25 protein-coding genes are annotated in these 24,653 nt (G+C 33.7%); 5 read left to right on the top strand and 20 right to left on the bottom strand.

From position 1 onward, the window contains the following. Nucleotides 1-9: 9 nt before the first annotated feature. From ITJ86_RS13525 to ITJ86_RS13490, 8 genes are all read right to left on the bottom strand, one after another. Nucleotides 10-159, bottom strand: a complete 150-nt coding sequence (locus ITJ86_RS13525; RefSeq protein ID WP_195872184.1) for a DUF2256 domain-containing protein — start codon at nt 157-159, stop codon at nt 10-12. After that, nucleotides 156-1,574, bottom strand: a complete 1,419-nt coding sequence (locus ITJ86_RS13520; RefSeq protein ID WP_195872183.1) for an SDR family oxidoreductase — start codon at nt 1,572-1,574, stop codon at nt 156-158. Before ITJ86_RS13520 ends, ITJ86_RS13525 begins: the two co-directional genes overlap by 4 nt. 29 nt (nt 1,575-1,603) lie before the next feature. Next, nucleotides 1,604-2,914: an ABC1 kinase family protein gene (locus ITJ86_RS13515; RefSeq protein WP_195872182.1), complete on the bottom strand. Its 1,311-nt coding sequence runs from the start codon at nt 2,912-2,914 to the stop codon at nt 1,604-1,606. 27 nt (nt 2,915-2,941) lie between these two features. After that, entirely contained in the window at nt 2,942-3,598 is a 657-nt protein-coding gene (locus ITJ86_RS13510) for a TetR family transcriptional regulator C-terminal domain-containing protein (RefSeq protein WP_195872181.1), read from the bottom strand. Nucleotides 3,599-3,695: 97 nt separating this feature from the next. Further along, a complete protein-coding gene (arsB, locus tag ITJ86_RS13505; protein ID WP_195872180.1) occupies nt 3,696-4,748 on the bottom strand; it encodes an ACR3 family arsenite efflux transporter in 1,053 nt (350 codons plus the stop codon). Nucleotides 4,749-4,753: 5 nt separating this feature from the next. After that, nucleotides 4,754-5,368, bottom strand: coding sequence for an arsenate-mycothiol transferase ArsC (locus tag ITJ86_RS13500; RefSeq protein ID WP_195872179.1), 615 nt, complete (start codon nt 5,366-5,368; stop codon nt 4,754-4,756). Between the two features lie 22 nt (nt 5,369-5,390). After that, nucleotides 5,391-5,864, bottom strand: a complete 474-nt coding sequence (locus ITJ86_RS13495) for a DUF6428 family protein (RefSeq protein WP_195872178.1) — start codon at nt 5,862-5,864, stop codon at nt 5,391-5,393. A 23-nt stretch (nt 5,865-5,887) separates the two neighbouring features. After that, entirely contained in the window at nt 5,888-6,220 is a 333-nt protein-coding gene (locus tag ITJ86_RS13490; protein WP_195872177.1) for an ArsR/SmtB family transcription factor, read from the bottom strand. Between the two features lie 180 nt (nt 6,221-6,400). Here ITJ86_RS13490 and ITJ86_RS13485 point away from each other — a divergent pair, with 180 nt between their 5' ends. Next, a complete protein-coding gene (locus ITJ86_RS13485) occupies nt 6,401-7,246 on the top strand; it encodes a DUF2911 domain-containing protein (protein ID WP_195872176.1) in 846 nt (281 codons plus the stop codon). Nucleotides 7,247-7,301: 55 nt separating this feature from the next. Here ITJ86_RS13485 and ITJ86_RS13480 read toward each other — a convergent pair whose 3' ends face one another. The 12 genes from ITJ86_RS13480 to ITJ86_RS13430 form a co-directional block, all read right to left on the bottom strand. Further along, nucleotides 7,302-8,306 carry a Gfo/Idh/MocA family protein gene (locus ITJ86_RS13480; protein WP_195872175.1) on the bottom strand — a complete coding sequence of 335 codons (1,005 nt, stop codon included), beginning with the start codon at nt 8,304-8,306 and terminating at the stop codon, nt 7,302-7,304. Continuing rightward, the gene (locus tag ITJ86_RS13475; protein ID WP_195872174.1) at nt 8,260-10,086 is read right to left on the bottom strand and encodes a sodium:solute symporter; all 1,827 of its coding nucleotides are present in this window, start codon (nt 10,084-10,086) and stop codon (nt 8,260-8,262) included. Before ITJ86_RS13475 ends, ITJ86_RS13480 begins: the two co-directional genes overlap by 47 nt. 9 nt (nt 10,087-10,095) lie before the next feature. Further along, the gene (locus ITJ86_RS17460) at nt 10,096-10,218 is read right to left on the bottom strand and encodes a hypothetical protein (protein WP_262897313.1); all 123 of its coding nucleotides are present in this window, start codon (nt 10,216-10,218) and stop codon (nt 10,096-10,098) included. A gap of 30 nt (nt 10,219-10,248) precedes the next feature. Continuing rightward, on the bottom strand, nt 10,249-12,768 hold the full coding sequence (locus ITJ86_RS13470) for a PIG-L family deacetylase (protein WP_195872173.1): 2,520 nt from the start codon (nt 12,766-12,768) through the stop codon (nt 10,249-10,251). Nucleotides 12,769-13,257: 489 nt separating this feature from the next. Next, nucleotides 13,258-14,337 (bottom strand): magnesium/cobalt transporter CorA, encoded by a 1,080-nt coding sequence (gene corA / locus ITJ86_RS13465; RefSeq protein WP_195872172.1) that lies wholly within the window; start codon nt 14,335-14,337, stop codon nt 13,258-13,260. Nucleotides 14,338-14,340: 3 nt separating this feature from the next. After that, a complete protein-coding gene (locus tag ITJ86_RS13460; RefSeq protein WP_195872171.1) occupies nt 14,341-14,874 on the bottom strand; it encodes a mechanosensitive ion channel domain-containing protein in 534 nt (177 codons plus the stop codon). Between the two features lie 44 nt (nt 14,875-14,918). Then, on the bottom strand, nt 14,919-15,857 hold the full coding sequence (locus ITJ86_RS13455) for a septum formation inhibitor Maf (protein ID WP_195872170.1): 939 nt from the start codon (nt 15,855-15,857) through the stop codon (nt 14,919-14,921). 84 nt (nt 15,858-15,941) lie between these two features. Beyond that, the gene (locus tag ITJ86_RS13450) at nt 15,942-16,535 is read right to left on the bottom strand and encodes a Maf-like protein (protein ID WP_195872169.1); all 594 of its coding nucleotides are present in this window, start codon (nt 16,533-16,535) and stop codon (nt 15,942-15,944) included. Nucleotide 16,536: 1 nt separating this feature from the next. Continuing rightward, nucleotides 16,537-17,466, bottom strand: coding sequence for a geranylgeranylglycerol-phosphate geranylgeranyltransferase (locus ITJ86_RS13445; RefSeq protein WP_195872168.1), 930 nt, complete (start codon nt 17,464-17,466; stop codon nt 16,537-16,539). A gap of 7 nt (nt 17,467-17,473) precedes the next feature. Then, nucleotides 17,474-17,785 carry a hypothetical protein gene (locus ITJ86_RS13440; protein WP_195872167.1) on the bottom strand — a complete coding sequence of 104 codons (312 nt, stop codon included), beginning with the start codon at nt 17,783-17,785 and terminating at the stop codon, nt 17,474-17,476. Nucleotides 17,786-17,812: 27 nt separating this feature from the next. Then, nucleotides 17,813-18,346 carry a KdsC family phosphatase gene (locus ITJ86_RS13435; RefSeq protein WP_195872166.1) on the bottom strand — a complete coding sequence of 178 codons (534 nt, stop codon included), beginning with the start codon at nt 18,344-18,346 and terminating at the stop codon, nt 17,813-17,815. Nucleotides 18,347-18,348: 2 nt separating this feature from the next. After that, the gene (locus ITJ86_RS13430) at nt 18,349-19,143 is read right to left on the bottom strand and encodes a Rossmann-like and DUF2520 domain-containing protein (RefSeq protein WP_195872165.1); all 795 of its coding nucleotides are present in this window, start codon (nt 19,141-19,143) and stop codon (nt 18,349-18,351) included. A gap of 413 nt (nt 19,144-19,556) precedes the next feature. On the opposite strand from ITJ86_RS13430, the gene tnpA reads away from it, so the two are divergent. The 4 genes from tnpA (at nt 19,557) to ccsA (ending at nt 24,566) form a co-directional block, all read left to right on the top strand. Beyond that, complete coding sequence (gene tnpA, locus ITJ86_RS13425; RefSeq protein ID WP_195872164.1) at nt 19,557-20,018, top strand: IS200/IS605 family transposase; 462 nt, start codon at nt 19,557-19,559, stop codon at nt 20,016-20,018. A 224-nt stretch (nt 20,019-20,242) separates the two neighbouring features. Beyond that, nucleotides 20,243-20,632, top strand: coding sequence for a group III truncated hemoglobin (locus tag ITJ86_RS13420; protein ID WP_195872188.1), 390 nt, complete (start codon nt 20,243-20,245; stop codon nt 20,630-20,632). Between the two features lie 118 nt (nt 20,633-20,750). Continuing rightward, entirely contained in the window at nt 20,751-21,233 is a 483-nt protein-coding gene (mscL, locus tag ITJ86_RS13415) for a large conductance mechanosensitive channel protein MscL (protein ID WP_195872163.1), read from the top strand. A gap of 66 nt (nt 21,234-21,299) precedes the next feature. After that, the gene (ccsA, locus tag ITJ86_RS13410; protein ID WP_195872162.1) at nt 21,300-24,566 is read left to right on the top strand and encodes a cytochrome c biogenesis protein CcsA; all 3,267 of its coding nucleotides are present in this window, start codon (nt 21,300-21,302) and stop codon (nt 24,564-24,566) included. Nucleotides 24,567-24,653: the final 87 nt, after the last annotated feature.

Here is a 24,653-nt window from a genome sequence, read left to right as displayed (position 1 = left end):
TAAACCATACTAAATTACTATTGTTTTCTGTTTTTTGCATTTGTCGCTACAATATTTTACGTCTTCCCAATCGCGTTCCCATTTTTTGCGCCATGCAAAAGGACGTTGACACACAGGACATAGTTTTGAAGGAAGATTTTCCTTTTTTACACCTTTCATTTTTTTACCAAAGCGTTAATCATGCCATTAAAAACAAACGCATGAAAGGGTAAAACGGCATACCAATACAAGCGTCCCCAAATGCCTTTAGGTCTAAAAACAGCACATTGGTGTAATTGGTCGTCCACAATTTTAAACTCTAACCACGCTTCGCCAGGTAAACGCATTTCTGCGAAAAGTAACAATCGTTTTTCTTCTTTGTTAGCATATAACACACGCCAAAAATCTAATGCGTCGCCTGCTTCTAAATTCGTATCGCTTGTTCTGCCGCGTCGTAAACCAACACCACCAAAAAGCTTGTCCATATAACCTCTAATTTTCCACAACCCATTGAAGCTGTACCAACCGTTTCGGCCACCAATAGCCCATATTTTATTTAAAGTAAATTCTTCGTCTGTCACTTTTCGTTGCTTTACATCTTTAAAACAGCCAAATTTTGGTAACTCAATATGTTTAGATAATTGGTCTTTAAACCGTCCGCTGCTCACGGCATCTTTCCAACTTGATATCACAGCATTTTGTTCAATTTTCTGAAAGGCTAAATCCACAGCCGTTTTGTAATCCATGGGTTCGATACCAATAATGGTGTTGATGTCACTTGGTTTTCCAATGACTTCAACTTTCATACTATCGACTAATGCCGCTGCTAACTTAAAAGACGTAGAGGTTACAAAATACAACCAATACGATGATAGTTTTGGTGTTAATACAGGTAACGTAACGATGTAGCGTTTTAAATCTCTAACTTCAGCAAATTGAAGTAGCATTTGCTTATATGTCAGGACTTCTGGTCCAAAAATATCATAAGCATTATTATAGAGTTCGGTTTTTCCTAATCCACCTGCTAAAAAGTTAAGTACATCACGTACGGCTAAGGGTTGCGTTTTAGTATTTAGCCATTTTGGTGTAATCATAAAAGGTAATTTCTCTACGATATCTCTTATAATTTCAAATGACGCACTTCCGCTACCAACTATGATGCCAGCTCTGAATGTAGTTAAGGCGTAACGTTCAGATTTTAGAGTGTTTTCAACTTGTAATCTCGATTTTAAATGCTTCGATAAAGAAGCATCATTAACAATGCCGCTTAAAAAAAGCACTTGTTTACAGTTTGTAGGTTTAACAAGGTCTTTAAAATTTTGGGCACATTGCTGTTCTAGGTCTTCAAAATCATCTGAACTAGTCGACATCGAATGAATTAAGTAATACGCAGCATCAATGTCTTTTGGAATTTCAGCATCTTCAGGTTTTAAGAAATCTACCTTTATAAATGAACATAGCGGATGGTCTTCAATTTCATCTGGAATTCTGTTTAAATCACGGACGCAACATACAAGTTCATGCTTATCTTCAAGTAATTGAAGTGCTAGTCTTTTGGCAATATAGCCTGTTGTACCTGTGATGAGTATACGCATTAAAAATGGGTTTAGATAGATGGATTTATTTACAGGTTCTTGAAATTGTTGATTTTAATATCCTGAGCTTTAAGGTCGAACATTAAATTGTATAATCCAAAGAAAGTTCTGTTGATATATATAAAATGTGTTGATCCTCTATTGCCATTCATGTTTCTGAGTTCTGTACTTTTTGAATACCGTTGTCCCATTTCTGTAATTTGATTAAAAAATGCAGGATCTGAAAAATCAAAAGTTTCAGCGTGAAATGGTTGTGTAAATAAACTTAATAACTCATGAAACATGGCACTAAAGAAGGTTATCTCTTCTTCTGAATCATCTTGCCTTAAAATTTCGAGTTCATAAAGTTTTTCAGTAAAACGTTTAGGGTCGTTAATACATTCAGGATTTGCTAATTCAAAATAAGGGCTATAAAAATCTTCAGGAATAATTTTCATGCACCCAAAATCTAATGCAATTAAGTTAGCTTCTTCAGAAATTAAAAAATTTCCAGGATGTGGATCGGCATGTACTTTTCTTAATTGATGAATTTGGTACATGTAAAAATCCCATAAGGCTTGACCCAATTTATTAGATTTGTCTTGGTCTGTATTATGAACTACAAATTCTGAAAGGTGTTCACCTGCCATATAGTCCATTGTTATAATACGTTCGGAAGAAAATTCCTCGTAATACTTGGGGAATTTTAAATTTGGAATATGCTGACACGCCTCAGCTATTTCTTTGCTTTGTGCAATCTCTAATATGTAGTTTGTTTCTTCTGTAAGTTTATTTTCAACCTCTTTAAAATATTTATCAGAGTCTTTTCCTTTAATGTTAAACATCTTTATAGCAATGGGTTTAACCAAAGCTAAATCTGAAGCGATACTTTCTGCAACTCCTGGATATTGGATTTTCACAGCAAGTTTTTTCCCATTCTTTTCCGCTATATGAACTTGGCCTATGCTAGCAGCGTTTACAGAAGTTGCATTAAAAGTATCGAATAAATCTTCGGGATGTTTTCCGAAATATTTTTTAAATGTTTTTATAACCAAAGGTGGTGATAATGGCGGTACCGAAAATTGTGATAAGGAGAATTTTTCAACGTAAGCTTGTGGCAATATGCTTTTTTCCATGCTTAACATTTGCGCTACTTTTAACGCACTACCTTTTAAGGTTTTTAAACTATCGTATATGTCTTCGGCATTATTTTGGTTGAGGCGTTCTTTGGCATCGGTTTTAGAATTAACCATTTTGTCGCCGTAATATTTTAAATAATTAACACCAACTTTTGCGCCGGTTGACACTAACTTAGACGCTCTAGATATTTTAGTAATGGGAATACTATCTATTGTTTTCATATCTGCTGAATTTATTTCAATATCTAATTAGTTCATGTTAATTTTCTCTTTGTATAAAAATTTACCAAAGTCGATGATGCTTTTTAAGGGAGTCGTATCGATGATGTCAAAACTAGCTTGTACGGATTTTTCAATAAATACATCCGTTTTTTCAAATGAGGTAGACGTATCATCTAACCAGAATTTCATTGTGACTAACAATTGTATCCAAGCAGATTCTTTGAGGGCTTTATTTTTTAGATTTTCAAGCTTTTCTTGTTTTAGATCTATGGTTTGAATATTTAAATTCTCAATGTAGTGACTAAAACGTTGCTTTAAATGCGAAAGTGTTTTGAGGGATTTGAGTTTGTTTTTATCCCTACTTAATGCCTGAACCACATAACTTCTATTGGCTGTAAGTATTTCAAAAAATGTGAAATAAAAACTTAGAAGTTTATGGCGCGCATCAAATGAATGATAGTCTTCGCTTTTCTCTAAAATAGCGAAAGTGTTATCAAAAAATATTTTAAATATAGATTGTTCTAAAGTCTCAAAAGAACTGAAGAACTCATAGAATTTTTGTTCCTCAAAATTATTGTCTTTAGCAAAAGCGTATATCGTTTTTGGTTTGTGGTTATGTGTAAGCACATAATCCATATAAAAAGATATAAGGTCTGATTCTTTTATGTTTTTCTTTTTTGCCATTGTAATTGTTTTACAATACAAAAATACATTATGTTTAACGATTTATTTATAAAGTTAAACAAAATTTAACATGAATTATGGAAAAACGGTTTTAGACCTAAGCGTTTTTAGGTAAATAATATTTTTTACGTAGCCAAAATGCAACCCGAACCAAAAGTATTAAAGCGGGTACTTCAACTAAAGGACCAACGACTCCAGCAAAGGCTTGACCAGAATTTAATCCGAAAACAGCAATAGCGACAGCAATGGCCAATTCAAAGTTATTACCAGCAGCTGTGAATGCGATTGCTGCGTTTTTATCATATGTGGCTCCCATAGCTTTACTGACAAAAAATCCAATAATAAACATTAAGGCAAAGTATATTAATAAGGGCACAGCGATGATTAACACATCCATTGGTATTTCTACAATTAACTCTCCTTTTAGTGAAAACATCACTACAATGGTGAATAGTAGGGCAATTAAGGTCATAGGAGAGATGGCAGGAATAAATTTCTTAGTGTACCATGCTTCACCTTTTAGTTTCACTAATATTAAACGCGAAAGTATTCCGAGTAAAAACGGAATGCCTAAATATATGGCGACACTTTCTGCAATGGTAGCAATAGAAATATCTACGATGGCACCTTCAAAACCAAAATAGGGTGGAAGGACTGTAATAAATAGATAGGCATAAAAACTGTAAGCAAACACTTGGAAAATACTATTTAAGGCGACTAAACCTGCTCCGTATTCAGAACTTCCTTCAGCAAGGTCATTCCAAACTAAAACCATTGCAATACAACGTGCCAAGCCAATTAAGATTAGCCCAACCATGTATTCAGGATAGTCTCTTAAAAATGTAATGGCTAAAAGAAACATTAAAACAGGACCAACAATCCAATTTAAAACTAATGAAATAGATAAGACTTTGACATCTTTAAACACTTTTGGTAATAGGGCGTAATTAACTTTGGCAAGCGGTGGATACATCATTAAAATTAGCCCAATAGCGATTGGAATATTAGTAGTTCCACTACTATACGATTCAATAAGAATAGGAAATGATGGTACAAAAAATCCAATTCCTACACCTACAGCCATGGCTATAAAAATCCACAAAGTAAGGTAACTATCTAAAAAACTTAATTTTTTCTTGATTGCAGTCATGCTAATTATTTTGTAATGTTAGAAAACACATATTTTAGTTCTGTAGCAATTTGAAGGCTACGTTCCTTATATTTTTCTAGTTGCTGAGGCGTGTTATCAAAGGCTTTTGGATCTTCATAAGTAATCGGAATTCGTTTTTCGGATCCACCAATAAAAGGACAACCTTGATCTGCACTAGAACAGGTCATAATCGCAGCAAATGCAGAAGTTGGATTAAATTGTGCATCAAATGTTTTTGAAAATCCAATGATAGGATGTGCGTTTTTTGAAAATTTAATACTGTAAACCGCATTGCTTCCGTTAGATAGCATTTCAATTTGAAACCCTGTATTTTCAAGTGTTTTTGCTGCAACAGGAAAAAGAGCTGTTGCTTCTGTTCCTCCAGAATAACAATACACATTTTTTATATCGAAATAGGTCGCCATTGTTTGCGCCCAAACTTGCGATAAGTGACTGCGACGCGAATTATGAGTACATATAAAGTTTAAATTAATAGTTTCATTTGTAGCTGCTTTTTGCTGTATAAAATCTATGAGTGGTTGTAAAACGGTTTTACGTTCTGCAGAAATAGAATCAATATTTAACTGCTCCACTTGGTTGTTAATTGGTTGGTATAACATGCGTTTTATAAAGTTTTAATGGTTAGCAGCATCCAGAACCAGGAGCGCAAGAAGGAGCCGCTTCCTTTTGTATTTCGGACAATTTTACTTTTGATTTTTTTTCAGGAATTCCACATTTGTCCTTTGCCAAACAATCTGTTAATTTGGACGTCAATAAAAAATGTTCACCATCAAAATCTAAACCATATTTTCCGATAGTGTCTCCTTGGTATTCTACTTCAATTTCTAAATCTTCAATATGTAAGACTTTTTCAGAAAGCTCAATAATGCTTAATAGTTTTTCAGGATGTAATCTATGATCATAGTCGTCTGCCTCCCAAAGTTGAAAGTTGGCTACATTTTCTGTTCTAACTGTACCACCACAATCGATGAAGTGTTTCGATATTTTACCGACTTCAGTCACATGAAAATGATTTGGTACTAAAGTGCCGTTTGGTAATTGAAACGCAATAGTGTCTAAGGTTTTTAATTTTGATTTAATTTCTGATAGTTTCATAAGTCTATTTTTTATAATGTTACTTAACAGCAATTGCTGTTGTCGTTTAAGTCTTGATTAAGAAAAATGGATAAGGTGGTTTTCATCTCCGTCCAATTGTCTTTGTCTATACAATAGCAAATACTGGTGCCTGTAATGTTTCCCTTAATAAGTCCAATGTTTTTTAATTCTTTTAAATGCTGAGAAATGGTAGGTTGCGCCAAACCGATTTCTTCAACTAAATCTCCACAGATACACGAATTAATTTTAAATAAATATTGTAGAATCGCTACTCTAGCAGGATGACCAAAGACCTTGGCTATGCTTGAAATTTGATTCTGCTCTGTTGTAAAAATTTCTGATTTAGTTAAACCCATAATCTCATGTATTATTATATTGCAATATTACGATGAAAGATTGAGGCCTCAAATAATTTGCTGAATTATTTTTATGTTAATTCTTTCATCTAATTGATTTTAAGACTTTATTAACATATCTAGCTTTTGTTAAGTCGTAAATTTACATTTAATAATTAACCACATATAATACCATAAGAAATGAAGAAATTAGTACTTTTTACATTTGCCTTAACCTTAATGTTTTCGGTAAATGCACAGATTGAAACACCTGAGGCAAGTCCTGCTGCAAAAATTGAGCAAGTTGTAGGATTAACAGATGTGTCTATAGAATATTCTCGTCCAGCGATGCGCGGAAGAACAATTTTTGGCGACCTTGTACCTTACGATAAAGTTTGGAGAACCGGAGCCAATGCAAGAACTAAAGTTACGTTTAGTAATGATGTTACTATTGATGGAAAAGATCTTAAAGCAGGTACGTATGCGATTTTTACTATTCCACAAGCGAAAACTTGGGATGTTGTTTTTTACACCGATTATAATGGAGGTGGAGCTCCTGCAGAATTAGATGAGTCTAAAGTTGCAGCGCGTGTTACCACGCCAGTTTATCCTATTGAAATGGATATTAAATCGTTTACCATTTCTATAGATGATATTACAAGCAGTTCTGCTGTTATTGGAATGATGTGGGAAAAAACGTATGTTGGAGTTGAGTTTAAAGTTCCAACTGATAAAGCGGTAACGACATCTATAGAAAACGTAATGGCTGGTCCTTCTTTTAATGATTATTATGCTGCTGCTACTTATTACCTGAGTGAAGATAAAGATATTAATCAGGCAAAAACTTGGATCGATAAAGCAATGTCAATGACAAAGGAGCCACGTTTTTGGCAGTTACGTCAACAATCTTTAATCTATGCGAAAGCAGGTGATAAAAAAGGTGCGATTGCACTTGCCAAGAAATCTTTGGCTGCAGCTAAAGAAGCAGGCAACGCGGATTATGTAAAAATGAATAATGATTCTCTAAAAGAATGGGGAGCAAAATAGTTCAGGCTAAAGTATAAATTCAAAAAGCGCAGCTAATTATTTAGTTGCGCTTTTTTTATTGGTATTGTAAGTCAATTTTACGTCGTATGCTATCTAAAGTAGCAATCAATTGTTTACTCTTATTAAATGTCATGATATTACTTTCCGTTTTACCAGCTCTAAGTAATGCATTAAAATGTTCAATTTCGTAACCATAACCAATAGTTTTTGTATCAAACTCCTTTAAAACGGAATGGCCTTCAGAATCCGTTAGTGTTACAGATGAAGGCTCGTGAAAACGGCCGTTTATTTTAATCGTTCCTTCTTCACAATGAAAGATGGCTTGCGTATGTGTTTCTTCTAAAAAGGTGCTTTTTAATATCGCAGTAGCATTTTTATAGTGAAACGTGATATTACATTCTGAGTCTGCACCAGTATCGAAAAATTTAGCACTAGCATTTATCGTTTCAGGTGCACCTAATGTTGATAGTGCTGCGAATACAGGGTAAATTCCAATATCTAATAAGCTTCCTCCTCCAACAGACTTATCGAAAACTCGAGAAGTTTCGTCATACGTTGGATGAAAACCAAAATCAGCTTCAAGTTTTATAATGTTTCCGAAATGTTTGTTTTTTATGAGGTCTAAAACATAGCGATAATGCGGAAGAAAAATAGTCCACATGGCTTCCATTAAAAGAGTTTCCTTTTGTTTTGACAGTTGAATCATATCTTCAACTTCATCAAGGTTCATAGCAAATGGTTTTTCACATAAAACGGCTTTGTTATGATTTAAACATAATGCTGTGTGTTCTTTATGAAAGCTATGAGGTGTTGCAATATAAATAGCATCAATGTTAGGGTCTAAGACTAAGTCTTTATAATTTCCGTAAGCCATTGTAGCCTTAAAGTCTTGACCGAAAGTTTTGGCTTTTTCTAAATTTCGAGACGCGATACCATAGAGTTGGGTATTTGAAACTGCAGCTAAATCCGATGCAAATTTAGTCGCAATTTTACCAGCTCCAATTATTCCCCAATTAATCACTGTTGACTTCAATATGGTTGTTTTTGGGTGTAATGACATGTAATAGGTTAGCGATAGAAATCACAACGACGCAACCAAATAAATTGAGCCATAAATACGGCATCCAATCTAGCCACCAACCAATGACAACGATAGCCTGTGTGATTAATGCTCCAAAAAACACAGCGTTTCCTTTTATATATTTAAAGAAGAAAGCCAATAAAAATATGCCTAAAACATTACCGTAGAAAATAGAACCTATGATATTAACCAATTGAATTAAATTTTCGGCAAGATCTGCAAAACAGGCAATAATGATAGCTACAATTCCCCAACCTAGTGTAAACCATTTGGTCATTTTAACCATGTGGTCTTCACCTTTTTCTTCCTTTTGATTTCTTCCATATAAATCTATTACAGTTATAGTCGCTAGTGCATTAATTTCTGAAGCCGTGGAAGACATGGCGGCCGATAAAATAACAGCTAATAATAAACCAATAAGTCCGGTTGGAAGGTTGTTTAAAATAAACCTAATAAACATATAATCCCGGTCGTTGGTCTGTGTGTCTTTAGCTGCATCTAAATATAAGGATGTTAACTCAGCAGATTTTGAAAGATAAGCTTCGCTTTCGGGATTAGATTTAAGGGCTTCAACTTCATTTTGAAGTGTATTATATGCCGTTGTATATTCAGGATCAACAGCTTTTTTAATTAAAAACTTCGATTCTTTACGGTACGTTTTTTCAATACTATCGAGTTGAAAAAGATCCTTTTTTAAACTATCATCTGTGCTTTTAGATAATGCTAAACTCACCTTTTGCTTTTTGGTAAATAATGCGGCTTGTTTATCTTGAAGTGTTCTATACTCATCACCATATTCTGAAGACAAAACCGTCTGTTCCGATTTATCTATAAAGTTTAAAGGCGAAGGATTAAATTGATAAAATACAAATACCATCACACCAACAAGCAGAATAAAGAATTGCATTGGCACTTTTAGCATACCATTAAACAATAAACCCATTTGCATTTCTTTCAATGATTTACCAGAAAGATAACGTTGCACTTGGCTTTGGTCTGTACCAAAATAAGAGAGCATTAAAAATGTTCCACCAATTAAACCCGTCCAAACGGTATATCTATTTTCTAAATCGAATGAAAAATCTAAAACTTGCATTTTTCCGGTAGCACCAGCAATATCAATGGCATCTACAAAAGAAACTTCATCAGGAATTAAATTAATAATGATAAATAGCGCCGCAATCATACCAGCAAATATGACGAACATTTGTTGCTTTTGGGTAACTGTTACGGCTTTTGTACCACCTGAAACTGTATAAATAATAACTAAAACACCAATAATAATGTTAAGAGTTACAATGTTCCATCCGAGAACAACTGAAAGAATAATGGCTGGTGCAAAAATGGTGATTCCTGCTGCTAAGCCACGTTGAATTAAAAAGAGAATGGCTGTTAAGCTTCGGGTTTTAAGGTCGAACCGATTTTCTAAAAACTCGTAAGCTGTGTAAACTTTAAGCCGATGATAAATAGGAATAAACACCAGGCAAATAATAATCATGGCAATTGGGAGTCCAAAATAAAACTGAACAAATCCCATACCATCAGCAAATGCCTGACCTGTTGTAGAAAGAAATGTAATTGCACTTGCTTGTGTTGCCATTACAGATAGACCTATAGTCCACCATTTAGACGTATTACCTCCTTTAATGTAGTCTTGTGCGTTTTTTCGGCCTCTGGTTTTCCAAGTTCCATAACCAACAATGGTGGCTAAGGTTACTATTAAAACAATCCAATCAATCCAATCTAAAGTCTGCTGCATTTTCTTTTTTTAGGCGAATGATTCTGTAATGAAATAGAACAAGACAATGTATAGTGCATTAGCTATTAGGACAGCTGTATACATTTTACTCCATTTTTGCTTCGGCTCTGGTTGATTTTCTTGGTTACTCATTAGCTGTTTGTTTAGTTAGTTGTTAGCTTCTTAGTTTTTTAGAGTGCTTTCTTTTTGTTTGCCAGCAGATAGTAGGTTTGCAAAAAGTCTAAACGCTCCAGGAACTCCTGCCGGAAATTCTCTAAAGAAACTGAGACCTGTGTAAATATAGTTTCCTTCACCGTATTTTGCAACCAGAAGTGCACCTTCTTTAGAGTTTTCACCTTTGTCGTTAGCTGCAAGTAATGGTGTAAATTCTTTAGCCCATTGATTAGGAAAGTATAACCCACGTTCTTGTACCCAACCGTCAAAATCTTGAACTCCTATTTTATTAGGGAAATTTAAAATGGGATGGTTTGGCTCTAAAATTCTTACGACCGCATTTTCGTCTGTAACACGATCTCTAGATAATTGTAAATCGTAAGGCGCTAAATTATCAACTTTTACACCTCTGCTTGTGTTGTATTGAATGATTAAGTTGCCACCTTCCTTTACATAGTCTAATAAAAACCGTTGTTTAAATACAAGGTCATCAACAATATTGTAAGCTCTGATTCCTACAACGATGGCATCAAAATCATCAAGGTTTTCTGGCGAAATTTGTTCGGGTTTAATGATTGTGACATTATATCCAATTTGCCTTAAGCTTTCTGGAACCACATCTCCTGCACCTTCAATATAGCCAATGTTACTACCTTCCTTTTCTATGTTTAAACGTACTACTTTGCTTTCGCTAGGCATTAAAACAGTCTGAAATGGAATATGTGCATAATCAATTTCAATAATTTTGTCGGTATAAAATTCACCATCAATATTTACCATTGGAGTTAATAGTCCTTCACTTTGGTGTTTTGGAGGAATAACTGTAAAAATGACATTTTGAATATCTCCTTTGCTAGCAATATCAATCTTTTGTTTTTGTGGAAAGACTTGCCAATCTTTAGGATAAGCCATTTGTACAAAGCCTTCTACATTATCCTTACCAGCTTTTACAGTGACTTCAATTTCTTTTTGATGGTCGTTTTCAAAAATATAAACCTCGTGACCTAGACTTGCTGAAACAATTGGTACAATTTCAAAAGGACGATATAATTCACCTTTATCTGGTTTAGAATAGCGATACACAACAGGCTTGGTGATTGTTAACGGAGTGCCATCAACTAATAAATTGAATGCAACAAAAACCGCTCTTGGTGTTTCTGGTAAGCCAATTAAACTTTGGTCTTTTACGTTGTACATGCCTAATGTACTTTTAGTATTTAGCCAATAAGGTGTGGTATAGTTGCTGTTATTTGGAATGGTAATACCTTCTTCAAAATTTAATTTTTGATTGGAGGATAAGGTCATGTTTTTGGCAATACCGGATTCTAAGGTTGAAAGTTTATAAGACACCAAGTCAATTGACACAGTACTTCTATTTAAAACTTCCATATTAAGCTTTACTTCCGAGTTGGGAGCTGCTGTTGGCGTATTTACCGAAACTTCTAAATACAAACCAGTACAGGCTTCAATAATTGTTTTAAGCTCTTTAGTTTTAACGGTTTTCCAGTGTTTATCTTTTATGGATTGAAGTAATTTATACGCTTCTAAAAGTTCTGGTAAATGTGACGCTGGATTTTTAAAGTTAAAGTTGGTCTCAACGGATTTTAAAATGGTTCCAATGGCTTCACCACCTTCAATTCTGTTCCAAGAGACGTCAATCCCTTCAAAAACATTGTTGCCTTCACTGATAGGTTCCCCTTTTAACAATTCAATATATTCTTGTTGCGTTCCACGTTGCGATAAACGACCAAAACCTTGACACAAATGTTGGCTACTGGCTAATGCCGCGACTTCGTTGTTAGACATGCCTTTAGAAGGGTAAAACACACCAACATCAAAATTGAGCATATTGCTTTTGTCTAGTTTATCAAATTTTTCTTGGCTTCCATAACGCCACCAAGAGGTGTTATAAAATAAACGTTTTGGTTGCCAGGTTTCAGTCAATTCTAATTGTGATGCATATTTTGAAGCATCATTAGCAATATCAAAAGCTTCCATGCTTAATGTTGCAGAAGCTGTATGGTGACCATGTGTTTGACCAGCTCTTCTATGATCGAACCGATTAATAATCACATCGGGTTTAAATTTTCTTATGGCCCAAACGACGTCTGCAAGAACCTCGTCTTCATTCCAGATTTCTAAAGTTTCATCGGGATGTTTAGAGTAGCCAAAATCATTCGCTCTTGAAAACATTTGTTCTCCACCATCTACACGTCTTGCAGCTAGTAACTCTTGAGTTCTTATAACACCTAAAAGTTCTCTGATTTCTGGACCAATTAAATTTTGACCTCCATCGCCTCGTGTTAAGGATAAATAAGCAGTACGCGCTTTAACTTCGTTAGACATATAAGAAATGAGACGCGTATTTTCGTCATCTGGATGCGCAGCGACATATAATACTGAACCTAAAACATTTAGTTTTTGAACGGCTTCGTAAATTTCTGATGCATTATAGGTTTTTGGTTGTTGTGCTTGAAGTGAAAATATAGTGCTGATAGCAAGCAGAAGACAGAGTCTAAGTTGGTGCATGAGGATTTCGGTTATTTGCTTTTCAAATATAGAAAAGTTTGAATCGTATAGCCTTTGTTTTTGATTTTTTTAACGTTGACTTTTGCTTTTCGTTTCGATATCGTCTTATATGTCTAATCGAATTTTGTTTTTAGAGTAAACTTGCTAAAATTGGCAATGTTCCAAAAAAGATAAGTCCGATTATTGAAGTCCAATATTGATAATTCTTTTTCTCTTTTTTTATGCTGCTAATAATGATAAAAATTAGACTCATGAAGAGTAAAACTGTTGCTAAAATTCCTAAATATAATAGGATCTGGCCTGTGTTGTTAAATTCGTTAAACAAGCTAGTATAGCTCACTGTTAAGTAAAATGAGATAACATTAATTATTAAAATCCAAATCATAAAATGGAAAGCCCATTTTTTAAAATTTATGGTATTCATTTTCAAGTTGTGTTAATTTTTTAGTTATTGTTGATGTAATGTTTTGCACTTGGTTGCTTTCAAAGTTACAACCACTTCTTACGTTTAAAATAATACAGTAATCCTAAAAACATTAGGAACATCACACCCAATAGCACAAAATAACCATAACGGTATTGTAGCTCTGGAATGTATTCAAAATTCATTCCGTAGAGACCTGCGAGAAAGGTTAATGGGATAAAAATGGTTGATATTATGGTGAGAACTTTCATCACCTCGTTCATACGATTACTAATGGTTGTCATGTACATGTCCATTAAACTCCAAATCATTTCTCGGTAAATATCTATGTTTTCAGACACCTGAATTAAGTGGTCGTAAATATCTCTATAATAATTGATTGTGCGCTGTAAGATTAGTGAGTGTTCTCCTTTTTCAACGCGGTTAATTATCTCACGAAGCGGGAAAATAGCACGTCGTACTTTTAAGATTTCGCGCTTTAGTTGTTGTACTTCAATACTTATATCTTCTTTTGCATTGCCTTCAAACAAATCGGTTTCTAAATCTTCTATTTTATTACCTAAGGTTTCAATAATACTAAAGTAATTATCAACCACTGCATCTATTAAGGCATACAGTAAATAATCGGATTTTAAACCTCTAATTCTACCATTGCCATGTCGAAGACGTTCTCTTACATTGTCAAAAACATCACCTTCCGATTCTTGGAAGGACAAGACATAGTTTTTACCCAAAATAAAACTTACTTGTTCTATTACTATGTTTTCTTCATTATCATAGTATAGCATTTTAAGAACTACAAACAGGTAATCGTCATACTCATCAATTTTAGGACGTTGCGCTGTATTTACAATATCTTCTAAGACAAGCGGGTGTAAATCGTATTGTTTACCAATATTTTCAATTTCGGTAATAGCGTTGAGGCCATCGATATTAATCCACGTAACAGAATCGGTTTCTTTGTGAGCTTTAACATCTGCAATGTTGGTAAGCACATTCTCGGTTATAGTGTCTTTGGTATAATCGAAAGATTCTATTTTAAGTTGTTTCTCAGTTTTCTTTCCTGTATACACCAGCGTACCAGGTGCTTTACCAATATGTTTTTTATAATTATGAGTACGTGTCTTTACCTTCTTTTTCTTCATGCGTTATAAAATACTGCTGTCGTCTAATGCATCCTTTTGCAATAAAGTTACAGCTTTTTGAAGAATAAGGTTGTTTGGGTAAGTGACTAAATCTCCACTATCTTCTCTTAAGTGGATTTGAAAAGCTCTAATATCTTCGATGATGGCTTCTACGGGATAATCTTTATCATGTATTCTTATTTTATCTCCAACTTTATATGGAAATGAAAAAAACATAATAACACCAGAAGTGATGTTGCTTAAAATTGACCAAATCGCAAACAATGCAACACCAATAACAGCAAATACAGACGAAAAAACAAGCGTTACATCTCGTGTTTGCGCACCAAGAATAAAGGCTTCAATTAAAATTGCGATGAGTACGAAAGTAACGGTTACATACCTGCCAATTAAGGCCGCTCGTGCTTCTGTTGTACCACTTTTTTTTCCTATTTTCTTTACTGTAATAACAATAATAGTCCTAAGGATAAACAGGACTATTAATAATATAAGTGTAGAAATTATCTGATCTTGATAATTGGATAATACGATGTTCATAGATGACTTACTTTACATCAAAGATAATTTAGATTTACAACTATTTAATGTAATTTTAAAGAATCTCTTAACTTTAAATCTGCGTTGCTTTTTTTGTTCCAATAGTCCGATTTTATGGATTTTAATTTTGAAGCTTTAGAGGTTAAAGTTTCAGCATTTGTACCAACTCCGTTAACTATCGTTTCTTCCCAACCTAATATCTCGAAAGGAAAGTTAGGACTGAAATTTATTTTTAAAGTCCGATTTAAATCTTCATAATGTAACGTATAGCTATCATTAGTTTTACTTGCTAGTGCGTTGTGAGCTTTTAATTTTTTATGATGAAGGCGCGAAAACTCTAACGATGGTACAATTTGTAAATCACCAACAGGAAGACTTTGAGGATCTATTCTCAATTTTGTCCACAGTTCATTTTCAGTCCATGTTTTTTCAACATTAAAAGTTTCGTCTGCTTCACCTTGAAAATAGGAATGTGAGCGTACTTCAAACTGATTACGATTATTGACTTGTGTATAAACTTGGCCACACCATTCTTGTACTGAAGCTGTAATTTTTAGTGCATGTTGATTATTTGCCACAGGATAAAACGTGCTTTCCATTATAGAATACGGATAAATACCAGTATTGAAGTTTTTGGTGGCATTGAATTTTAAAATAGGAGTGTTAGTTTCATCATAGTTATTGGCTTTCACTTGTTCTTTTGGTAAAAAGTCTTCGGTAACAAATACCAAAACGGCTTGGCCTTCTCTAATTTCGCCATAACGTGCTTGTTCGAGCTTGTAAGACGTAATTTCTGCTTCACCATTATACCAATAGTTTTTAAAATCGTCAGATAGTTTTGTTTTAGGTTGTGGTTCTTCAGCCTTAGAGACTGTAGCGATGTCGTTTTCAGACGTCGTCGTTGTATTGTCTTTACAAGACGTGACGTATATAAATAGCGTAATTAGTATTAAAAGAAGTTTGGGTTTTATTATTCTTATCATAATTCATAGATGTTTTATAGACACCGTTACCTTAATAAATTTGGTACAAAATGTCTGATAATCAGTTTCTATAAAGATAAGATTCTAATTGCTGTCTGCAATGGTATTTAACGTTTTGTAAAGTAAATGCGTAGGTAAGCCAACAACGTTATTATACGAGCCTTCAATACTTGTAATGCCAATGGCTCCAATCCATTCTTGTATACCATATGCACCAGCTTTATCTAACGGTTTGTAGTGGTTGACGTAGTGATGAATTTCATCGTCTGTAAGGGGTTTAAACGTCACTTTGGTACTTGTGTTTACAATGAGCTGTTCTGTTTTTTGAGTGAAACAGATAGAGGTTACAACCTCATGTGTTTTATTGCTTAATGCTTTTATCATGTTAACAGCATCAGCTTCATCTTTTGGTTTTTCTATAGCTTTATCACCTAAGCAAACAATGGTATCACTGGTGATTAAAATGTCATTTTTTTGAAGGTTTTCTAAAAAAGGCTCAGCTTTCAATTTGGCCAAAAAATCTGTGATCTGTTCTCTTTTTAACTCATTTGGGTAAATTTCCTCAACTGGTTTTAATTGAATTTCGAAATCGAGTTGCAGTTCCTTTAAAAAAGCATGACGACGTGGTGATGCCGAAGCCAGAATAATATTAAAATCTTTGAGTTTGTCGTTTAGCATTTTAGTTAAGGATAATAAATTTGTAAAGTAATAAGGAAAGCATACCAGTTAGCATAACTAATTTTAGCACTGTGCTAATATGTTTGAATTGCGCTTTTTGATTCGCACTAAACAATTTTATACTCACATAAATTAATGGAGCAATAACAAGAATTAAAAAATAACCTACGACTACTTGTTGTTTAAACAAATAGGTAATAACATAATAAACGATTGAAAATATAGGAATTAATGAGAGTATAAAAACAATTTTAGTAGTGCGTTCTCTTCCTAAAATGATAGGTAATGTTTGAATGCCTGCTTTATAATCTCCATCAATATCTTCAATATCTTTAACTAGTTCTCTTATTAAATTAACCATAAACGCAAAAATGGCATAGTCTCTAATAATGTATAAAAAAGTGGTTTGAATGGCTTTGTTATTGTCTGTTATAACAGGAATTAATTCAATAATTCCAACTAATAAGATACTTAAGCATACCAAAATTGACACTACAATGTTACCAACAACGGCAATTTGTTTCAAGTATGACGCGTACATGTAGAGTAGTGCCGAAGTCATAAAAAAGATGGCGAAAAATTCAGGTTTACCAATACCATTAGATAAATAAAACCCTAAACCGACACCAATAATATTAAGCACAACAAATAAGTTCGTCGCCTTTTTTTCTGAAATGTGCTTATTTATAATTAATCGGTTAGGTTTGTTAATTTTATCGGCTTCAACATCATAAATATCGTTAATAATGTAACCACCAGCTGCGATACACACGGTCGCTAATACTAAAAGAAAAAAATTGAAGTGACTTAAGGTAATAAGTACTCCATGGCTTTCTTGAAATGGTAATAATAGTGCATACTTTATTAAGTATTGCATTAAGGCAATCATTAATAAATTCTTCCAACGAATTAAATTAAGAAACTGAATCATTTGAGGTTTAGTGAGATAATATTTTAGTAATTAAGTAATATGAAAACGCAGCGATTATAAAAAAGACAATGATACTGATAATTAGCGCTTTTTTAAAAATTTTGAGTTCTTGTTGTCTTATTTTGTTTTTAATGTGCTGCTTGTCTTCTTTGGATAAATCTTTATGCAAGAAATCCATTTTGTAGTGTAGATGTGCTTCAAGATCTAATTTTTCCTTGTATTTAGAAAAAGGCTTAGAAGATCTTTGGTTAAAAGTTGCTTGATTATTACCAAAACCTATATAGCCAAATCCTGTACTATGTCTTCTTCCTTGCGACATGTGTGTTGTAGTTTACGTTGTATCTATTTAATCGTACTTAGCGTCAAAATTTCCATTCCATTTGTCTTGTACTTTCAGCACTTGCTCAATAACATCTCTTACGGCACCTTTTCCTCCATTTTTATGAGACACATATTTTGAAATCGCTTTAATTTCTGGAACTGCATCTTGCGGACAACAAGGTAAACCCACTAATTTCATCACGGGAAAATCAGGAATATCATCTCCCATATACAATACTTGCGACTTTGAAATACTATGCTGATCCAAGTAACTGTTGAGTTGTTCAATTTTATTATGAGCTCCTAGGAAAATGTCTTTAATGCCTAATCCGGCTAAACGTTTACGAACGCCTTCATTAGATCCGCCAGAAATAATACAGAGGTTAAATCCAGCATCAATTGCTGTTTTTAGAGCAAAACCATCTTTGATATTCATGGTTCTTAGCATTTCGCCATCGGTTGTAACTGTAATTGTGCCATCGGTAAGGACACCATCAACATCAAAAATAAAGGTGTTGATGTTTGCTAAATATTCTTTGTAACTTTTATCGTCGCTCATAGTTATTTTTCGTTTTTATGGCGTTTTACTCTCGTCGATCTTACACCATGTGTCTTTTTTATAGACGTTGTAAGCATTTTATAAATGGCCTCGTGTTCTTCTTTTTCTATTAGTTTAAGTTGCCGTTTTATAGTTTTTTTATCATTCCGTTTCGCAGGACCTGTTTGGGCCATAAAAGGTGACATGTGTTGAATTTTTTTAGCTGTTTCCTCAATTAAAGGATGCAAAATTTCAAACTCTATATTCTTGGTTTCACAAATTTCATGACCGATTCTATATAATTGATTCGTGAAATTATTAACAAAAACAGCAGCTAAATGAAGTGTTTGACGCTGTTCTGTAGTGATTTTATGAGGTTTACACCCTACAGCCTTTGCTAAATCTTTTAAAAGTTGAAGGTTTTCTTTTTCGTAAACTTCAATACAAATCGGAACTTCCGTAAAATTGATTTCAGCATCTTTAGAAAAGGTTTGCAGTGGATAAAAAACGCCAATCTTGTTCTTTTTGTCTAAATCGTGCATGGCAACACTTCCTGACGTATGCACAACAAATCGATTTGTAAATGGTAAATCTGTGGAAAATGAAGCAATGTGGTCATCGCTAATCGCCATAATGTAAATATCGGCTTCTTTTAATTCGGCTAACGAATCTGTTATGTCAACGTCGTTTGCATAAGATGAAATAGAAGCACGTGTACGATTATACCATTGTGTAATCGTAATGGTTTCAGAATTTGAAAAGGCTTTATATAAATGTGTGGCGACATTGCCAGCACCAAGTAATACAACTGATATCATGCTGTAAAAATACTAAGATTTCTTAGTTTAGAATCACAAGAATGCGATTAAAAGGATAACTTTGATTAATTCGATAAATACGTTTGTATAAATGTTGACATTTCGGTGAAAGATCGCATACAAGTCAAATTGAAATTGTCCATTTATGAACTATATCGTTTAATAATACGATACATCAAAACTGTCTCGTTAGGGCCAACATATAGGTAGAATATTTAGGAGTAATTCCGAATGTCTCGTTAGGGCCAACATATAGGAAAAAGATTTAGGAGTAATTCCGAATGTCCTGTTAGGGCCAACATATAGGTAGAAGATTTAGGGGTAATTCCGAATGTCCCGTTAGGGACAACATATGGGTAGAAGAAATTTCATTAATCCAGCGTGCCTTTAGGTACGCGATATAATTTACAACCATGCCAAACACATACACACAAATCCATATTCAAACCGTTTTTGCAGTTCAAAATAGGCAAAGTTTAATTAGAGGTCGTTGGAGAGCAGAATTAAACAAATACATTACAGGAATAATTCAAAATAACAATCATAAGGTGTTGCAAATTAATGGCATGGCAGACCATATTCATATATTGTTTGGAATGCGACCAACACAATCGTTATCAGAATTAATGAAACAGGTAAAACAGGATTCTTCGAAATGGATAAATAATAAAGGTTTAGTAAATGGTCGGTTTTCTTGGCAATCTGGCTATGGCGCATTTTCATATTCAAAATCTGAAATTCCTGTAATAATTAATTATATAAAAAATCAAGAAGAACATCATAAACAGGTTGCATTTCAAGACGAGTATTTGAAATTGTTGCAGGATTTTGATGTGAAATATGATGAGCGTTATATTCTAAAACCTGTGTTGTAAAGTATAGATTAAAAAGATATATTGTACCGAAAGGCACAATAGTCTAACTGTGATTTTTTTACCAATATGAAGTCCCTAACGGGACGAAAAAATAGAATTTTAAACATTAACCGAAAAGGGTCTTTTGTTTGACAACAAGCTAAACAGAAATAACAAGAATCAAAATTGTCCATTTGTGGACAATATATGGATAACAAAACCCAATGAAAATAATTTATAACACCATGAACAAATCAGACATAAAAACCAGAGAAGACATATTCTTATTAGTTTCAAAATTTTACGAAAAGGTAAGGAAAGACGAAAAATTAGGACCTTTTTTCAACGAAACCATAAAAGATTGGGAGCAACATTTAGAGCATTTAACTACCTTTTGGGAATCGAGTTTGTTTTTAAAAACCAAATATTATGGTAATCCTTTGGAAGCACATGTTAAAGTAGATGCGGCATGTAATCATAGTATTACGGAATTGCATTTTGGGATATGGTTAAACCTTTGGTTCGAAACTATAAACGAATTATTTGAAGGGGATTATGCCGAAAATGCTAAACGAAGAGCGCGTAAAATGGGCACGTTTATGTACATGAATATTTTTAAGGCTAGAAATAGCTAATGGTTAAGAACATAATTTAAATTTGCAGTTTAAACATCTAAATTTATATAGGCTATTCTTAGTGCTTTTAGATGGCTAACAGAACAAACCAGCAATATTAGAAATACAAAGACAGATAATGAAGCTTTTAAAGGAATTTAAGGAATTTGCAGTAAAGGGAAATATGATGGATATGGCTATTGGTATCATCATTGGTGCGGCCTTTAATAAAGTTATAGATGTTTTAGCCAAGCAAGTTATATTACCACCATTATCTTTATTGACAGATGGAGTTACGCTTAGTAAGAAAAAGTTGATCCTACGCGATGCTATTCTAGATGCTTCCGGTACTGTTACTACTAGTGAAGTTGCCATCGCTTACGGTGAATTATTCGAAGTACTTTTAGATTTTGTAATCATAGGATTTACGGTGTTTATCATTGTAAAATTTATGAATAGACTGCGAACAAAAGCCCAAGATTCTAAAGATAAAACGGTATCTACACCTAAAGATATACAGTTGCTTTCAGATTTAAAAGAATTAATGGAAGAGCAAAATAAAATGCTTAAATCTAATACAAAAGTTAGATGGATTTTGGTGCGTAATTTTAACATGTTTTAGTACCTATTCTGAAACTAGGAATAATTAAAAAACCATATCTTTGCACAGCTTAAAAAGCCAATAGCTATGCAAAAGAAAATCGCTAACTTCCTATTCTCTACAAAACTTACCGCATTCTTATTTATTGCCTTTGCCGTTGCCATGGCAGTAGGTACTATTTTAGATAGAAATATGGAAACCTCACCAACTCCATATACCAGAACCTTAATCTATAATGCGTGGTGGTTTGAAGCCATAATGGTGTTTTTTGTTATCAATTTTATTGGTAATATTTATAGATTCAGACTTTTTAGAAAGGAGAAATGGGCCACATTAATCTTACATTTGTCTTTTATTCTCATTCTTTTTGGAGCATTTATAACACGTTATGTTGGTTTTGAGGGAATGATGCCAATACGCGAAGGGGCAACTGAAAGCGAATTCTTTTCGCAAAAAACCTACATTGGCGGGCGTATCATTGGTAATTACACCGTTAATGGTCAGTTACAACAACGTAGAATTGAGGAAGAGGTCGATTTTTCACCTCGATTAGATAATGAATTCGAGAAAACGTTTGATTATGGTGACACTGAAGTTACAATTAAGCTCGAAGAATTTATAGAAGGAGCTGAAGAAGATGTTATTCCAAGCGATACAGGAAAGCGCTACTTAAAAGTTGTTGAAGCTGGAGAGAGTGGCCCACACAACCACTTTTTAGAAGATGGAAAAGTAGCCAATCTACACAATGTTTTAGTGTCTTTAAATAAGTATCAAGAAGGTGCTATCAATATTACCGAAACCGATGAAGGTTTATTTATTCAATCTCCATACGAAGGAGATTATATGACTATGGCAACGCGTGCTACAGGTAAGTTGGTGAAAGATAGTTTACAACCCTTAATTTTAAGATCTAGGTATGTTATTGGTAATATGCAATTGGTTATGCCAAAACCTATTGTACAAGGTGATTTTGGAGTGGTAAAGAAATCAGAGTTGCTAAAGAATGATGCCGATGGCCTTATTTTAAGCGTCAGTGCAAATGGCGACACGCAAAAAGTTGGTATTATAGGTGGCCCAGGCAATTATACAGCCATGAAAGAATTCAAAGTTGGTGGTTTAGAAATAGCATTGCAATATGGGCCTAAAGTATTAAAACTACCTTTTGAAATTAAACTGAATGATTTTATTGCAGATAAATATCCAGGTACAGAAAATGCGTATTCTTCTTTTGAGAGTAAAATAACGGTTTTCGATAAAGAAGATGGAGATTTTGATTATCGTGTTTATATGAATCATGTGTTAGATCATAAAGGGTATCGATTCTTTCAGGCAAGTTTTCATCCCGATGAAAAAGGCACCGTATTGTCTGTAAACCATGATCTCTGGGGAACTTATATTACTTATGCAGGCTATATATTATTGTATTTAGCAATGATGGCAATTCTATTTGTGAAGAATACACGTTTCGATGACATCCGAAAACGATTGTCTAAGTTAAAAGAGAAGAAAGCAAAAATGATGACTATGATTTTGCTACTCTTTAGTTTGTCAGGTTTTGCACAAGTACATTCAGACGATGATGGTCACAATCACCAACGAAAAACAGGAAAAGCACAAGTAGATTCAATTCTAAATGTTCATATTACACCTAAGGAGCACGCTGCTAAATTTTCAAAAATGGTGATTCAAGATTACAGTGGTCGTATGATGCCAATGCATACGTTTTCTTCTGAAATGCTACGTAAATTAAGCAAAAGTGATGTGTATGAAGACTTTAATGCCGATCAGGTATTTTTATCTATTCAAGAAAGTCCGATGCTTTGGTATAACGTGCCAATTATTTATTTAAAACCAAGGAAAGCAGATTCTATTCGAGATATTATAGGTATAGATTATGATGAGAAATATTCGCGTCTTGTAGATTATTTTACGCCTGAAGGGAGATATAAATTAGCCCCATATTTAGAAGAAGCCTATAAAACGCAAGTGCCTAATGGCTTTCAAAAAGAAGTAAAAGAAGCAGATTCTAGGGTCAACTTGTTGTATAATGCGATAGAAGGTCGATCGATTAAAATATTTCCTGTTCCCAACGATGAAAATAATAAATGGATTTCTTCAGTAGAGTTTAGAGAACAAGGCTATAGAGAAACAATTGAAGATACCCTTTACGGTAACTTTATTAATAATGGGTTTAGCGCGTATTTAGTGACATTAAACAACGCCAAACAAACAGGGAACTATACTAAAGCAGAAGAATTATTAAATGGTATTAAAAAAACACAAGAGCGTTTTGGAAGCGACGTCATGTTAACTGACGAAAAAATTAATGCCGAAATACTTTACAACGATTACGATATTTTTAAGCGTTTATACAGCTGGTACTTATATGCAGGTACAGTACTGTTTATATTTATTATCATACAGATTTTTAAATATAGAAGTACTTGGATTAAATACGCGATAAACATTTTGTTAGGTGTTTTAGCCTTATTATTTATACTACATACTTTAGGTTTAATCTGGAGATGGTATTTATCTGGTCATGCACCTTGGAGTGACGCTTATGAATCTATGATTTATGTTGCTTGGTCTACGATGTTATTTGGTTTTATTGTTGGTGTTACTAAAAACAAAGTGCAAACTAAAAAAGCTGCAGATTCTGTAAAAACAAAATCTTTAGCAGGTAGGTTTAGTACATCGAGCTTAACAGTGGCTGCTGGTGCGTTTGTAACATCTATGATTTTAATGATTGCACATTGGAACTGGATGGATCCTGCTATTGGTAATCTAGAACCTGTTTTACAAGGCTATTGGTTAATGATTCACGTATCGGTAATTGTTGCTAGTTACGGTCCATTTACTTTAGGTATGATCTTAGGAGTGGTTTCATTATTGCTAATGATTTTTACAAACAAGGAAAACAAAGAACGCATGCTTGTTCACATTAAAGAGCTAACCATTATTAACGAAATGGCATTAACGGTTGGTTTAGTAATGCTTACCATAGGAAACTTCCTTGGTGGAATGTGGGCCAACGAAAGTTGGGGACGATATTGGGGTTGGGATCCAAAAGAAACGTGGGCACTTATTAGTATCATGATTTATGCTTTTGTAATTCACATGCGTTTGGTACCAGGTTTAAGAGGTCGTTGGATTTATAATCTAATGTCAATTATAGCTTTTGGAAGTATTTTGATGACGTATTTTGGGGTGAACTTCTATCTCGCAGGATTACACTCTTATGCTAGTGGTGATCAAATATTGAGTTTTCAGTTTATTGCAATAACCGTGGGTATCATTGCAGTATTAGGTGTTTTCTCTTATTTAAAGAATCGAAAATATTATAAAAAATAGAGGTAACACTTTGAAACATTTCGTTTAAAAACGTTTAAAAACTGGTTGATAGATTTGAATATTTATCAACCAGTTTTTGTTTATGGA

It is taken from the genome of Winogradskyella marina (genome assembly GCF_015645385.1).
Taxonomy (GTDB): Bacteria; Bacteroidota; Bacteroidia; order Flavobacteriales; family Flavobacteriaceae; genus Winogradskyella; species Winogradskyella marina.
Note: the sequence above shows the minus strand (reverse complement) of the source record. Positions and strands in the feature narration are given on the sequence as shown.